Genomic DNA, 11,606 nt, shown 5'->3' on the forward strand with positions numbered 1-11,606 from the left:
AGAATACCACCTCAACACGTCATATGATACGTTTATTTATTTACGCCGCCTAAGCTGCCATTCGGCGGCACCAGCTTCTGGTCGACTGCGGGTGCCGTAACCATCGAAATCATCGCCACATTGCCGACCTTCAAAGTCAGGACTGAACAGCTGGTTTGGCTGAGGTATTCTGACAAGTTGGCTGACCGCTGAGGGTCTTCAGCCGACCGGGATCAATTTAAACTCATTGGCTGCTTTCGCGTTTTCAGCGTTCCCATCGAACGGCAGCTTTTCAAAACCCTGACCGTCTGCAACGGGTCGCGAAGCGACGGTGGAGTGAAATGACAACAGCCTAGTTTACGATTTGTTCCATTTCGCAAGCCGCCACCACAGGGGTCGATTTTTTCGCCTGTTGGACCAATTCCGCCGGTTCTGGCGGCCAACCCCTGGCTGATCATTTTGGGCCGAAAACCGGCCCGGAACCACCCGCGTCGAACCCCGTCGGCCCAGTTGAAAGAGCCTTCGCCTGGGAGAATCGCATACCAGACGTTATGTCACCTTCCGTGGATTTGGGCGGACAACCCCGTTAAAAGGACACTCGTAATTTTTGTGGCGGTCACGCAAAGCCGCGAAGCTTCCCCAGTTGCCGCCAGGCCGCTTGATCGATGCCCCCCCCCGCGCCACTGCCGGCCACTCAGCACCGACAGGCATTCCGCTTCTGACCACTGGTCGCTCTCTTTTTCCTGTATCGCCTCCGCTTGCCGAATGCGTTGCTCTCGTTTTCGCTGCGCAGCGCTCATCGTTTCACGGCCCACCGCCGGGCGACCCCGGCGCTTTGTCGGTATCTCAATCGGCAATTCCGCCGTAAATCGGTCGGTTTGATCCCGCATGTTGAAACCTCTTTCCGTGACAATCACAGAACTGATTATAGGTGATTGTCACGAAATATAAAGGTGTATTTGTGACTGTCACCTATTGCATTGACGTAAAACGGTTTATGAGTGCTTTTGGCAAGCCCGCCGCAAAGCGGGCGTTTCCCGTTTTTGACCTGGCCTGAAAAATACAAGTCCTCCGCACAGCGGACGCAATTCCTTGTTTTGACCTGGCGCTTTGCTTTTGGCCTAACCAACTGCCTTTCTCATGTTTTTGACTTTAGGGTTTTGACCTTGCTTTTTTATCAAAAACCGCTGGACGCCGCCGAACTTCGCAGGCAACGGCCGATCGTTACAACTAAGCGTGCGCTGGCGGAAACTGTATAGGCTGCACCGCCATGCGCAATCCCATGGCTTTTAATATTGCAGAAAAACTGCTTAGGGCCGGGTTTCCTGTCGGCGACAAGGTGCGGTAAATCTGCGTTGGATTAAGGTGTGCCTTATCGGCCACCGCCTGGACCCCGCCAAAGGCTTTTGCCATTTGGCGCAACACGATCAACAACTCCCCTTGGTCGCCATCCTCAAGGATGTTGTTAATGACTTGCAGGGCAAACTCAGGGTCTTTTCTATAAAACTCTGCCATTGCTTCGTCGTGCTCTCTACTTTTCATCGTCAGGCCTCCTTTGCCAGTCCTGCCAATACTCACAGGCGCGGTTGATATCCGCTGTTTGCGTTCGTTTATCGCCGCCACATAGCAGTAAAACAACTTGTTTGCCCGCTACCGCGTAATACACGCGATACCCAGCACCTACATCGATGCGCAGTTCCCACACACCATCGCGACAAAACTCATGATCGCCAAAGTTTCCTTGTTCGACGCGCGTTACACGCCGTACCACAGAAATTTTAGCGGTCGTGTCTCTCAACTTTCCAAGCCAATCGACGTACAAATCCCGCTCGTTGTCCGGCGTCAGGTAGTGCTTAATTTCATACATACTATATTTTCGTCTAAAAACGAATTGTTTTCAAGTCTTATCAGCGTTATCTTATTTTCACCCCATCTTTTCCGCCAGCTTCGTAGCCTGAAGGTGAGTATATCGCTTGAGCATTTGCAGCGTTTTGTGACCGCTAACCGCCGCCAGTTCCAGCACCGTGAAATCTCCACGCTCAGCCAATCGGCTCAGCGCTTCATGGCGCAGATCGTGCCAAGTAAAATCAGTAATTTCGGCACGAGCGCAAGCGCGTTCAAACGCTCGATAGAGCGTTAAACGGGCACACGGGAATACTCTGCCCTTAACGCTTCGCGGCAGCGCCGCTAGCACGGCTATAGCGTCACTGCTGAGCGGTGTGGCGCGAACTTCTCCATTCTTCGTTTCGCGGAGCAGAGCAAAACGATTTTTAATATCCACATCCGACCACATTAATTTCAGGAGTTCGCCCTGTCGCATGGCCGTGGCTACGGCTATGCGCACAGCTGGCCACAACCAGATATTTCGAGATTTTTGGCATTCGCTGGAAAACGCAGCCCACTCATCCGGCGATAACCGCCGCTCTCGCGGCTTGCTTTCGCTTGGCTTACGAATCTTGTCGACAACGTTGCCTCGCGGCAGAGTAATACCGCACTCTTTCTCCGCAAATCCAAGAATTTTCGAGAGCATGTACAACTCTTTGCGCACGGTGCTTTCACCCACCGCCTTTTCTCCGCTCTTTGGCGGCTTCAATCGTTCGTCACGAAAGCGCACAAGTAGATTTTGATCGAGGGCTATTAACGAATACCGACCAAAAAACTTCGATAGGCGAGCGCATTGGTATCGCCAGGTCGCGGTTTTATCGTCGTGCCGGTAGTGATGTGGCGCGAATTCTTCACGAAATCGTTTAAGCAGATCGTCGAAAGTCATTCTCTCCGCTTCGCTTGTCGAAACGAAAAGGCCCTTATCAATTCGCGTCTCAACATCTCGCGCCCAGACTTCAGCATCGTACTGAAGCGAAAACGTTTTGCTTTGTTGCGGATGTCCTTTTCTCCGAACAATCGCTTGCCACCCACCGTTTTTTTGTAATCTGACCGTTGCCATATTCACACCCCTTTCAAACGCGAGTGTGATGAAATTGTGATAGAAAATCAATAGATAATTAAATTACCATTTAAATACAGTTAGTTATGAAAATAATATACGCGCCTCCTAAGCGTGAGATATGGGTTCGATTCCCGTCGAGGAGACCAAGTAGTCGTTTTTTACCATCCAGCGACACCCAACTAACCCGCCTAAGTGCGGGTTTTTTATCGTCTTTGTATCTTGTAGTGTGCAATATCGTCCAAAGACAACGGCCGTGAGTGTACGTAATTCTTCGGCTATCGCGCATTCGACGAGCGGCATCGACATCCATCCCGGCGCCTCTATCGGCGGCTGTTTCTTCATCGACCACGGCACCGGCGTGGTGACCGGCGAATCCACGATCATCGGCGAACGCCTCCGCCTCTATCAGGCAGTGATGCTCGGCGCCAAGGGGCCGCATCCAATCCAGGGCATCTCGTCTGGCGCTGCCTTGTGGGCAGCGGTGGAGGTGGCGAAACGGCCGGAAAATGCGGGCAAGCTGATCGTGGTGATCATTCCGTCGTTCGGCGCACGCCATCTGAGTACGGCGCTGTTCGCCGATCTGGTTGATCCTAAAAACCTCAGTTGGATGTGATGCCAATGTCGCAAGCCCTCATCCCCGGCCCTTCTCCCGCGGGGAGAAGGGTGCAAACTCCCTCTCCCCGCGGGAGAGGGTTGGGGTGAGGGCTAAACACCCGTCAAACCTGGAGTTGCGGTCAATTAGTCGCTGTCAACTGCGGTTTTTAGGTTGATTGATCGTTCTCGTTAACGAATTGCGGGCTAACCCGACCTGCGCAATGCTCTGTGATCCCCGTCAATAGGCGATCTGCAGACTATATGCCGTGACAGGCTCATAAATCCTGCCTTTCAAGGCATGCCATCCAGAGACGCCCGTATTCATTGGCTCTCAGGGAGCTATCTAAACACCACCTGATTTCAAGCGCGAGCAAACTCGCGTGAAAAAGGTTGTTTTCCGTCTAAGCAAATTCCCCCTTTCCGTATAAGCAAATGCATTTTTAATCGTTTGTAAAGCGCGTGCCTGTTGCTATCTTTCGGATCAGGAATTGTCACCAAACACATTGAGCGGAGAGTTGACTATGGAATTGACTTCAACGCTGATCGCGCTGCTCGGCCTCGTCGTACTCGTGGCCGCCCTGATCTACCCGCTGCAGCCCGGTGAGGAAACCTCATGCCGCACCCGGAAACCAAACCCAACAGACCCCACCCAGGAGTAGCTCATGAGCCGCATCAAACTGGTCAGCCAACTGATCGATAACGTCAAGGGCGCCTTCAGCAAGAGCCCGGTCCAGGAATCCGCCGCAAGCATTTCAACCAAAGAAACCACCTCAACATCAGGGAGTACCACCGTGAGTGATCCGAAAGCCAACTACCGTTACGAAACGCTGCAAGTGCACGCTGGCCAGTCGCCGGCACCGGGCACCAACGCCCGCGCCGTGCCGATCTACCAGACCACCTCCTACACCTTCAACAGCGCCGAGCACGGCGCCAACCTGTTCGGGTTGAAGGAGTTCGGCAACATCTACACACGCATCAACAACCCCACCACCGACGTCTTCGAACAGCGCATTGCCGCACTTGAAGGCGGCGTTGCCGCGGTCGCCACCGCCTCCGGCCAGGCGGCCCAGTTCCTGGCCATTACCACCATCGCCCAGGCTGGCGACAACATCGTATCCAGCAGTTTTCTCTACGGTGGCACCTACAACCAGTTCAAGGTCACCCTGCCCCGCCTTGGCATCAAGGTGAAGTTCGTCGATGGCGACAATCCGGAAAGTTTCCGCGCCGCGATCGACGAAAACACGAAAGGTATCTACCTCGAAACCATCGGCAACCCGAGCTTCTCGATTCCCGATTTCGAAGCCATTGCCAAGATCGCTCACGACAACAACATCCCGCTGATCGTCGACAACACCTTCGGCGCCGCCGGCTTCATCGCCCGCCCGATCGACCATGGTGCCGACATCGTTGTCGAATCGGCGACCAAATGGATCGGTGGTCACGGCACCTCGATCGGCGGCGTTGTTGTTGACGCCGGAACGTTCAACTGGGGCAATGGCAAGTTCCCATTGTTCACCGAACCGGCACCCGGCTACCACGGTCTCAAGTTCTGGGAAGTGTTCGGAACCGGCGGCCCCTTCGGCAACATCGCCTTTGCCATCCGCGTCCGTGTCGAAGGCCTGCGCGATATTGGTCCGGCCTTGTCGCCGTTCAACGCTTTCCAGCTTATCCAGGGTGTTGAAACGCTGTCGCTGCGCGTGCAACGTCACGTCGACAACGCGCTGGAACTGGCCACCTGGCTGAATGCGCATCCGCAAGTTGCCTGGGTCGAGTACGACGGCCTGACCGACAGCCCGTATCACGCCAAGGCCAAAAAGTACCTGCGTAACGGCTTCGGCGCCGTGCTCAACTTCGGCATCAAGGGCAGCTCGCAAGCCGCCCAGAAGTTCATCGACAACGTCCAGCTCGCCAGCCATCTGGCCAACGTCGGCGATGCCAAGACGCTGGTCATCCACCCGGCCTCGACCACACACCAACAACTCTCCGAAGCCGAACAGAAGAGTGCCGGCGTGCGCGCGGATCTGGTCCGGGTTTCGGTCGGCATCGAGCACATCGAGGACATCAAGGCCGACTTCGACCACGCCCTGCGCCGTTCCGCCCTGGAGGCGGTTGCATGAGGGGATTTTCCCTCTCGCGGGAAACCAAACGGCTGGTCATTGACCAGCCGTTTTTCCTCGACTCGTATGCCGAAACTGGACATGTATTGCCGCGTCTGGGCCTCGCCTACCGCAGTTGGGGCACGCTGGCGCCCAACGGCGACAACGCGATCATCGTCTGTCACGCGCTGACCGGATCAGCCGACGCCGATCAGTGGTGGGCGCCCTTCTTCGGGCCCGGCCGCGTACTCGACCCGGAACACGACTTCATCGTCTGCAGCAACGTGCTCGGCGGCTGCTATGGCAGCACCGGGCCGATCAGCAAGGCACCCGGCGGTCGTCCGTGGGGTGGGCACTTTCCGGCGCTGACCATCCGCGACCAGGTGCGCGCGCAGATGGCGCTGGCCGACGAACTCGGCATCCGGCGCATTCGCCTGGTGCTCGGCGGCTCGATGGGCGGCCTGCAGGCGCTCGAATGGGCGCTGCTCGACCCCGAGCGCGTGCAAGCCGTGGCCAGTATTGCCGCCAGCGGCCGTCATTCGGCGTGGTGCGCGGTGTGGAGCGAAGCGCAACGTCTGGCCTTGGCGAGCGACCCGAAATTCCGCAACGGCCATTACCCGCCGGATGATCCGCCGCGTACCGGCCTGGCTGCCGCGCGGGCCGTGGCCATGGGCACCTACCGCAGTCCGCAATCGCTGGCCCGCCGTTTCGGGCGCGCCTCGGGCGCCGAGGTGTTCGGCACGCAGGCGCACTCGCCGAACGAACTGGCGGTGCACGGCTGGCTGCGCCACCATGGCAAGAAGCTGGTCGACCGCTTCGACGCCAACAGCTACCGCCGCCTGCTCGACGCCATGGATACGCACGATCTCTCGCGCGGACGCGGCGACTACGAAAGTGTCCTGCGCGGCATCCGGCAGCCGGTTCTGGTCGGCTCGATCAGTTCGGACGGCCTTTATGTTCCCGCTGAACAGCACGAACTGGCGCGCCTGATCCCCGGCGCCCGTCTGGTCGAGATCGACTCGGAGCACGGCCACGACGGTTTCCTGATCGACGCCGAAGCCTTCCATCCGGCACTCCTCGCCTTCAAACACAATAATGCAAGTGTGGCCCCCCGCCGCAGCAACGCGCCGGTCGCGTCACACCCACAGGAAAACAGCAACCCATGGCTCACTCCCATCGTCCAGCAGTACTCGACCTGATCGGCAACACGCCGCTGATCGAAGTTACCCGTTTCGATACCGGCCCCTGCCAGCTTTTCCTCAAGCTTGAATCGCAGAACCCCGGCGGCTCGATCAAGGACCGCGTCGGACTGTGGATGATCGAGGCCGCCGAACGCAGCGGCCAGCTCAAACCCGGCAGCACCATCGTCGAAGCCACCGCCGGCAACACCGGTCTGGGCCTGGCGCTGGTGGCGCAGGCCAAGGGCTACCGCATCGTCCTCGTCGTTCCCGACAAGATGTCAAGCGAGAAAATCCTGCACCTGAAGGCGCTCGGTGCCGAAGTGCATATCACCCGCTCGGACGTCGCCCAGGGTCACCCGGAGTATTACCAGGACTACGCCGCCCGTCTGGCGCGCGCGATCCCCGGCGCTTTCTTCGCCGACCAGTTCAACAACCCGAACAATCCGGCGGCGCACCAGCAGTCGACTGGCCCCGAAATCTGGGCGCAGACCGGGCACGCGCTCGACGCCATCGTCTGCGGCGTCGGCTCGGCCGGCACCCTGACCGGCTTGACGCGCTTCTTCCGCGAAGCGCATCCGGCGCTCGAATTCATACTCGCCGACCCGGTCGGCTCGATTCTTACCGAGTATGTGCGCAGCGGCACCATCGGCGAGGCCGGTTCGTGGGCCGTCGAGGGCATCGGCGAGGATTTCGTGCCGGCCATCGCCGACCTCTCGGCGGTCAAGCACGCCTATTCGATTTCCGACACCGAGAGCTTTGCCACGGCACGCGAGTTACTGCGTGCCGAGGGCGTGCTCGGCGGTTCGTCGACCGGCACCCTGCTCGCCGCCGCCCTGCGCTACTGCCGCGAGCAGACAACACCGAAACGCGTCGTTTCCTTCGTCTGCGATACGGGCACGCGTTATCTGTCGAAGGTTTATAACGACAACTGGATGATCGACCAGGGCTTGCTGCAGCGCCCGCAGTTCGGCGATCTGCGCGACATCGTCGGACGCCGCTTCGAGGAAGGCTCGGTGATCAAGGCGGCGCCGGACGATACCTTGAAAATGGTGTTCCAGCGCATGCGCTACGCCGACATCTCGCAGTTGCCGGTGATCGAGGATGGCCGGATCGTCGGCCTGATCGACGAATCCGACGTACTGCTGCGCGTGCAGGCCGACCCGGCGAACTTCAACGCCACCGTCACCACGGCGATGACGCATGCGATCGAAACGCTGCGCCCGGACGCCGGACTGCCGGCCTTGCGCGCCGTGCTTGATCGCGGCCTGGTGGCGATCATCGCCGACGCTGACCGCTTCTACGGCCTGGTGACCCGCTTCGACCTCCTCAACCATTTGCGCAGAACCTTATCTTGAGCCATTCCGACAGCACCGCACCCCGTCACGCCTTCGGCACGCGCGTCATTCACGCCGGGCAGACGCCCGACCCGTCGACCGGCGCCATCATGCCGCCGATCTACGCCAACTCGACTTACGTGCAGGACAGCCCCGGCGTGCACAAAGGCTTTGACTATGGCCGCTCGCACAATCCGACACGCTTTGCCTTCGAACGCTGCATCGCCGACCTCGAAAGTGGCAGCCGCACCTGCGCCTTCGCCTCCGGGCTGGCGGCCATCGCCACCGTGCTTGAGCTGCTCGATGCCGGTGCCCATATCATCGCCGGCGACGATCTGTACGGCGGCACTTACCGCCTGCGAGAATGCGCTGGAACTCGCCGGCTGGCTGGAAGCGCAGCCGGGCGTACGCCGCGTGCGCTACCCGGGATTGGCTTCGCACCCGCAACATGCGTTGGCGAAACACCAGATGCGCGGCTTCGGCGGCATGATCGCGCTGGAGCTGGAGACCGACCTGGCCGGCAGCCGGCGCTTCCTCGAAGCTTGTGAGCTGTTCACCCTGGCCGAAAGCCTGGGGGGCGTTGAAAGCCTGATCGAGCACCCGGCGATCATGACCCATGCGACGATCCCGCCCGAACAGCGCGCCCGGCTCGGGATTGGCGATTCGCTGGTGAGGCTGTCGGTGGGGATCGAGGAGGTCGCTGATCTCCAGGGCGATCTGGCTCGGGCGCTGGACGCGATGGCGCGGGGATAGGCGATGGCTGATATCTACAACACCATTGCCAGTGCCGAACCGGCGGTTGCCGAACGTATTGCCGAAGTGCTCGAAGTACGTGCGACCGACCCGCAGCAGCGCCGGATGCTCGATGCCTATCTGGCCGAAATCGATTTCCCGGAGAACGCCCGCGTCCTCGAAATCGGCTGCGGTACCGGCGCCGTTGCGCGCCGATTGGCGGCTTGGCCGAACGTGGGCAAAACTGTCGGTCTCGACCCCTCGCCGGTATTCATTGAGCAGGCGGAAAAACTCAGCGTAGCGCACGAAAATCTCAGCTTCCGGCAGGGTTGCGCGCACCAGCCGCCCTTCGCCGACGACAGCTTCGATGTCATCATTTTCCATACCACGCTGTGCCATCTGAGCGATCCGCAGAATGCGCTGCATCAAACTTGGCATCTGCTGCGTCCGGGCGGCTGGCTGGCGGTCTTCGACGGCGATTACGCCTCGACTACCTTCGGCACGGGCGACCTCGACCCGTTGCAGATCTGTGCTGAATCGTTCCGCGAGCATTTCATCGCCGATAGCTGGATCGGCCGCCTGACGCCAAACTTGGCCAAACAGAGCGGATTTGCCGTGAACAGCTTCCGCAGCCATGGCTACACCGAATCGTCCAGCCCCAACTACCTGCTCACCATCGTCGATCGCGGTGCCGAAGCCTTAGCCACTGCCAGACAAATCGGCGAGGCCCTGGCGCAGGCCCTCAAGGACGAAGCACGACGTCGAGTTGAACAGCATCGATTTTTCGGGCACATCACCTATACCAGCTTGATCGCGCGTAAGCCGGTGCACTGAAAGCGGTAGGTTTTTGCCATTAGCTCATCAACTCTTTTTGTGGTACTTCATTCAACATTGAATTTCGAAAGGATTGACCGCCCGGAGGGAAAGCTCTCATCAGCCTTTCCAGAAATCTTCGGCATTGTCCATCCAGTATTGCTAGAATTGCTTAGATCAATTTTTCAGGCTTGAATTATGGAAACGTTCCACTGGAACCCTTGCTTTGTTACCGGGCTAGCCGATGTCGATGAGCAACACCTTCGCCTGGTCGATGCCATTAACCGATTCGGCAAACTGATCATTCGCCAAGAGGGCGCTTCCATCGCTGAACTGGAAGCGGTGTTTGCCGAACTTGCCGACTATGCCCAGTACCATTTTGCCGAAGAAGAAACCCTGATGACGGTCATGCAGCTCGACCCGCGTTACGTCGAGCAGCACCGGCAGAGCCACAACAGCTTCCTCGACGAAGTGACACAAATGCAAAGCAGCGTTTCCGCCAGCAACCGGGACGCGGCAAGGTACCTGTTGCAGTTCCTGACACACTGGCTGGCCTACCACATTCTCGGCTCCGACCAGTTCATGGCCAGGCAGATTGCCTCGATCAAATCCGGATGCCGGCCCGAGGATGCTTATTTGTCCGATACGACCACCGAGGATCCCGCCACCGACACCTTGCTGACGGCGCTGAACGGCCTGTTTCACCAGGTTTCCGAGCGCAATCGCGAACTGGTGCTACTGAACAAGACGCTGGAAGCGCGCGTGGAGGAACGTACCCATGCCTTGACCGACGCCAATCAGCAACTCGAGGACCTGGCCAACACCGACATCCTGACCGGACTGCCGAACCGCCGCTTCGCCCTGCACAGCTTTGCCCTGGAATGGGATGCCGCCGTGCGCGACGGAACACCGCTTTCATGCATGATGATCGACGCCGATGCTTTCAAGGTCATCAACGATACCCATGGCCACGACGCCGGCGATGCCGTGCTGCGCGCGTTATCGAAGCAGTTGCTGCATGCGGTGCGCAACGACGATATCGTCTGCCGGCTGGGTGGGGACGAATTCCTGATCATCTGCGCACGCACGCCTCTGGACGGCGCGATGAAGCTGGCCGAGACCATCCGCAGTGAAGTCGCAGCGCTTCGCGTACCGGCCGGCGTTAGCGAGTGGCCAGGGAGCATCAGCGTTGGCGTTGCGACCCGGACAGGAAACATGAAGGGGCTGGAAGACCTGATGAAGGCGGCGGATCTTGGCGTCTACGTGGCCAAGCGCAATGGTCGCAATTGCGTCGCCAGCACGGAGCGGTGACAGCTCCATTGCCCTTGGCTTTGCCCCAGGAATATCAGCCATGTGCAATCTAGGGTTGGCTCGACCCATCGGGCACCAAGCTGATAGACCTCCGTCTTGTGCAAAACAGGGTTGGCCAACGCAGAATACTTGTAGCCCGTTCTGTGCATTGCGTGGTTGGAAAATGGAATGACAAGGGCAGAAACACTAGCCAAAATCGACCGTGGGCTACAATGCTTGGTTGGCCGCAATCGGCCATCAGCGGTCGTAGCGGCCCCAAAAAATCGATGATTGTGAACGGCAGGTAACTCATCAGAAACCTGCCGTTCGGACCCGTAGCTGATCGGCTCGCTGCTCGTTCTTGGGAACGGCTACGAAATAACTTCCCGATTTTATCTTCTCACCTGCATTGATCGCGCAATCCAGATGATCACCAAAGCAGAAGCACGACACTGCCATCGATTCGCTTCGGCAACAAGCTGAATAAGGAATCATCGCTGAAAGCCGCGTCGATAGGCGTTCTACAACAATGACGCCAGAAGAGTCAATGAATACGCCACTCTTCAGGCACGCATGCTGTAGATTCCCTATCCATGCGCCCCGCAGTCCGCTGTTCGTAGGGGCACGGCGCGCCGTGCCC

General features: G+C 58.7%; 11 protein-coding genes and 2 pseudogenes. 9 read left to right on the plus strand and 4 right to left on the minus strand.

All coding sequences use genetic code 11. The features are described 5' to 3' along the window. Positions 1 to 1,209 precede the first annotated feature (1,209 nt). Genes ACOYNV_RS21965 through ACOYNV_RS21975 form a run of 3 tightly spaced genes read right to left on the minus strand, consistent with a single transcriptional unit; the run spans position 1,210 to position 2,923 of the window. Positions 1,210 to 1,521, minus strand: a complete 312-nt coding sequence (locus ACOYNV_RS21965; RefSeq protein WP_422901948.1) for a DNA-binding protein — start codon at positions 1,519 to 1,521, stop codon at positions 1,210 to 1,212. Continuing rightward, complete coding sequence (locus ACOYNV_RS21970; protein ID WP_422901949.1) at positions 1,511 to 1,846, minus strand: type II toxin-antitoxin system RelE/ParE family toxin; 336 nt, start codon at positions 1,844 to 1,846, stop codon at positions 1,511 to 1,513. Before ACOYNV_RS21970 ends, ACOYNV_RS21965 begins: the two co-directional genes overlap by 11 nt. Before the next feature lie 57 nt (positions 1,847 to 1,903). Beyond that, positions 1,904 to 2,923: a site-specific integrase gene (locus ACOYNV_RS21975; protein WP_422901950.1), complete on the minus strand. Its 1,020-nt coding sequence runs from the start codon at positions 2,921 to 2,923 to the stop codon at positions 1,904 to 1,906. A gap of 265 nt (positions 2,924 to 3,188) precedes the next feature. On the opposite strand from ACOYNV_RS21975, the pseudogene ACOYNV_RS21980 reads away from it, so the two are divergent. From ACOYNV_RS21980 to ACOYNV_RS22020, 9 genes and pseudogenes are all read left to right on the plus strand, one after another. Further along, positions 3,189 to 3,539: pseudogene (locus ACOYNV_RS21980) on the plus strand (hypothetical protein); the annotation flags it as partial. Between the two features lie 502 nt (positions 3,540 to 4,041). Then, positions 4,042 to 4,179, plus strand: a complete 138-nt coding sequence (locus ACOYNV_RS21985; protein ID WP_422901951.1) for a hypothetical protein — start codon at positions 4,042 to 4,044, stop codon at positions 4,177 to 4,179. A gap of 3 nt (positions 4,180 to 4,182) precedes the next feature. Continuing rightward, positions 4,183 to 5,637 carry an O-acetylhomoserine aminocarboxypropyltransferase/cysteine synthase family protein gene (locus ACOYNV_RS21990; RefSeq protein ID WP_422901952.1) on the plus strand — a complete coding sequence of 485 codons (1,455 nt, stop codon included), beginning with the start codon at positions 4,183 to 4,185 and terminating at the stop codon, positions 5,635 to 5,637. Beyond that, the gene (gene metX / locus ACOYNV_RS21995; protein WP_422901953.1) at positions 5,634 to 6,815 is read left to right on the plus strand and encodes a homoserine O-acetyltransferase MetX; all 1,182 of its coding nucleotides are present in this window, start codon (positions 5,634 to 5,636) and stop codon (positions 6,813 to 6,815) included. The genes ACOYNV_RS21990 and metX overlap by 4 nt, the downstream gene beginning before the upstream one ends. Then, positions 6,779 to 8,152, plus strand: a complete 1,374-nt coding sequence (locus ACOYNV_RS22000; RefSeq protein WP_422901954.1) for a pyridoxal-phosphate dependent enzyme — start codon at positions 6,779 to 6,781, stop codon at positions 8,150 to 8,152. The genes metX and ACOYNV_RS22000 overlap by 37 nt, the downstream gene beginning before the upstream one ends. A gap of 89 nt (positions 8,153 to 8,241) precedes the next feature. Further along, a pseudogene (locus ACOYNV_RS22005) lies at positions 8,242 to 8,428 on the plus strand (PLP-dependent transferase); the annotation flags it as partial. A 6-nt stretch (positions 8,429 to 8,434) separates the two neighbouring features. Beyond that, complete coding sequence (locus ACOYNV_RS22010) at positions 8,435 to 8,884, plus strand: PLP-dependent transferase (protein WP_422901958.1); 450 nt, start codon at positions 8,435 to 8,437, stop codon at positions 8,882 to 8,884. Positions 8,885 to 8,887: 3 nt separating this feature from the next. After that, positions 8,888 to 9,697 (plus strand): methyltransferase domain-containing protein, encoded by an 810-nt coding sequence (locus ACOYNV_RS22015; RefSeq protein WP_422901955.1) that lies wholly within the window; start codon positions 8,888 to 8,890, stop codon positions 9,695 to 9,697. Positions 9,698 to 9,874: 177 nt separating this feature from the next. Further along, on the plus strand, positions 9,875 to 10,987 hold the full coding sequence (locus tag ACOYNV_RS22020) for a GGDEF domain-containing protein (protein WP_422901956.1): 1,113 nt from the start codon (positions 9,875 to 9,877) through the stop codon (positions 10,985 to 10,987). A gap of 291 nt (positions 10,988 to 11,278) precedes the next feature. Here ACOYNV_RS22020 and ACOYNV_RS22025 read toward each other — a convergent pair. Continuing rightward, a partial coding sequence (locus tag ACOYNV_RS22025; RefSeq protein ID WP_422901957.1) for a hypothetical protein occupies positions 11,279 to 11,606 on the minus strand: 328 nt, incomplete at its 5' end.

It is taken from the genome of Propionivibrio sp., from assembly GCF_049316945.1.
Lineage (GTDB): Bacteria > Pseudomonadota > Gammaproteobacteria > Burkholderiales > Rhodocyclaceae > Propionivibrio.

Excerpts from the sequence above, each read along its gene's own strand:
- ACOYNV_RS21965 (WP_422901948.1), bottom strand. The coding sequence starts at position 1,521 with ATGAAAAGTAGAGAGCACGACGAAGCAATGGCAGAGTTTTATAGAAAA.
- ACOYNV_RS21970 (WP_422901949.1), bottom strand. The coding sequence starts at position 1,846 with ATGTATGAAATTAAGCACTACCTGACGCCGGACAACGAGCGGGATTTG.
- ACOYNV_RS21975 (WP_422901950.1), bottom strand. The coding sequence starts at position 2,923 with ATGGCAACGGTCAGATTACAAAAAAACGGTGGGTGGCAAGCGATTGTT.
- ACOYNV_RS21985 (WP_422901951.1), top strand. The coding sequence starts at position 4,042 with ATGGAATTGACTTCAACGCTGATCGCGCTGCTCGGCCTCGTCGTACTC.
- ACOYNV_RS21990 (WP_422901952.1), top strand. The coding sequence starts at position 4,183 with ATGAGCCGCATCAAACTGGTCAGCCAACTGATCGATAACGTCAAGGGC.
- metX (WP_422901953.1), top strand. The coding sequence starts at position 5,634 with ATGAGGGGATTTTCCCTCTCGCGGGAAACCAAACGGCTGGTCATTGAC.
- ACOYNV_RS22000 (WP_422901954.1), top strand. The coding sequence starts at position 6,779 with ATGGCTCACTCCCATCGTCCAGCAGTACTCGACCTGATCGGCAACACG.
- ACOYNV_RS22010 (WP_422901958.1), top strand. The coding sequence starts at position 8,435 with ATGCCGGTGCCCATATCATCGCCGGCGACGATCTGTACGGCGGCACTT.
- ACOYNV_RS22015 (WP_422901955.1), top strand. The coding sequence starts at position 8,888 with ATGGCTGATATCTACAACACCATTGCCAGTGCCGAACCGGCGGTTGCC.
- ACOYNV_RS22020 (WP_422901956.1), top strand. The coding sequence starts at position 9,875 with ATGGAAACGTTCCACTGGAACCCTTGCTTTGTTACCGGGCTAGCCGAT.